General features: G+C 46.3%; 1 protein-coding gene. It reads left to right on the plus strand.

The window, feature by feature from the left end; all coding sequences use genetic code 11:
- The first annotated feature begins 546 nt into the window (after positions 1-546).
- The gene (locus ENN47_05315) at positions 547-1,764 is read left to right on the plus strand and encodes a hypothetical protein (protein HDP77593.1); all 1,218 of its coding nucleotides are present in this window, start codon (positions 547-549) and stop codon (positions 1,762-1,764) included.
- The last annotated feature ends 462 nt before the right edge of the window (positions 1,765-2,226 follow it).

The following is a 2,226-nucleotide window of genomic DNA, read 5'->3' on the forward strand; positions in this document are numbered from 1 at the left end:
AGGATAAGCTTTTCGAGGAGTTTCATGGCCTTCAAGAGTGACTCCTGTCCGTCTGTCGTTGCGTCTTGTGAAAGTTGGGGGCAGATCGTTCTACGGATAAGGTGAATAAGCTCGATTGTTTTGAGCTTCACATTGCCAAGCGAGTAAGACTTTGATGAACAATGAGTCTTGGCAATTTCCTCGTATACTCCACTTATTCTGACTGATATCGCACTGAAATCACTATTCACTTAGACTGTCTCCCTTCGGGCCTAATTTCTTAGTCTCTTCTGTTCCAGTATAGTCGAGTCTGGCTTAGATGTCGTTTCCATATTTGAAAGTGCTGTTATCGGCTGCCTTATCAATCGCGTCACTGGTTAACGTGAGGCTAGAGATTAGTCTGCATGTCCTTTCTTCTTTACAAGATTGTTAGAAGATGAGTTTGCATGAGCCTTTTGCTCGTGCTGTCAATTGGGTAGGATGAAAGTGGAGATGCGATGCATTTTGCCTTCTTAGATCCTTCGACTTTCTTATCAGTCATTTCCAATCCTTCAAGGGGGTGTTTACGTGAGAAGGAATAACCTTGCTCTTGCCCTGGTTTTGCTCGTCATAATTATTGCTGGCTGTGTGTTCGTCAATAGACTTCCCGTGTGGTCCACAATTGAAGATTTTACGAGAAATATTGGATCTTTACTTGAAATCGATCTCATTGATTACTGCACCGACCCCGATGGTGATGAACTGAGCTTCAGTCTCGTCAGCGGCCCCGGTAGTATTAACGGAAGCAATTACTCATGGACGGTTTCGGGGGCAATAGGCACAAAGGAAGTCGAGATTGAGGCCTCCGATGGAGAAGGGAAGTCCAGCACAAGCTTCACGATTACCGTTAAAGGTCCGCCTAACACTCCATCAAACCCCTCTCCTTCAGATAACGCAGTCAATCAGAATTTCCCCTTAATCACATTATCGTGGGAAGGAGGAGATCCAGATGGAGATGAGGTAACCTATGATCTGTATTTTGGAAAGACTCCCGATCCTGCTCTCCTTAGAAAAGACTTTTCTTCGACGACTCATACCAAATCGGCACTCGAGAATTCAACCAAGTATTATTGGAAGGTTGTAGCAAAGGACGGTACTCACGAAGTGGAAGGGCCTGTATGGAGCTTCACAACCGGTGCCTTCTGTCTAGTTCAGGAAAGCTTTGAATCTCTAGCTCTAGGACCGTTATCTTCATCGACTCTTTCGTGGGGAGACTATCAGAAGACATCGACTTCATTCGCCGAGATCACTCAAAGAGGTTTCAACGAAACAAAAGGGCTTACTTTTGTTGACCCGACTGTTCTTGGGTATGCAAAAGTCGTTGGCGAGGGATTCAAGCCAGCGAAATCAGGTGCAATTAAGTTCGACTTCAGGGTTTCAGAAAATGGTTTCTTCGGTGTCGGAGACCCCATACGTCGCGCTCCATATGTCTATGTTGGAGACTTTGGAGACGGTTTTGGCGTATATACGTATAATTATCAGACGGACAAAGTGAGAAAGAGAAGCGAATTGGAGCCCGCCTCCTGGCACTTAATAATGATGGAGTTCGACTTCACCGACTCACCGGGTTTCGCCGTGTACGTAGACAACATAATGCATCCCTGTGGGTACGAGTCATATTCCGAGAGCTTCGATTTCACTAAGTTCGAGTTCATCGTCTTCGCTGACAAGACATGCTCATATGTTGATTTTGACAACATAATCATATGTGTAACCGAACCAGGATACTCGACCGCCGGAAAATAGCCGCCACGTTTTGCCAGTTCAGACCATACTGGATAAGTCGAATTAACCAAGTCATGGGACATTGGCTTGGCTCGTCGTTTGACCAACTCATCACAAAACATGACTTAGGAATCTACTAGGAAACCGTACGATGCCTCTTTTCCTTAGGAATATTTGCTTTGTTTGCCTTCCGATTGTTCTGATCTTTAGTCCTCCCTCAAGGGAGAGCACGTAGTGGCGGAGGGTGTCTCTGAAGGAACGAATGCAAGATCGAGAGAGAACGATAGGGAGAGCTGCGCTTTGAGAAGAACCATATTCGAGACACCAAGAGCGAGGAGAGAGAGCAGATCCTGCACAGATCACTATGGGACGATAGCACAAAAGAAGCGAAAAAACGATGCGAGATGCGCTTCAAAGAGCACACACCCCACCGCAAGCGGTCCCCCCCGCTCGAGCGGGGATTTAAGATCAAGAGCAGAAGAG

The organism is Mesotoga infera (assembly GCA_011045915.1).
In the GTDB taxonomy this organism is placed as follows: Bacteria; Thermotogota; Thermotogae; order Petrotogales; family Kosmotogaceae; genus Mesotoga; species Mesotoga infera_D.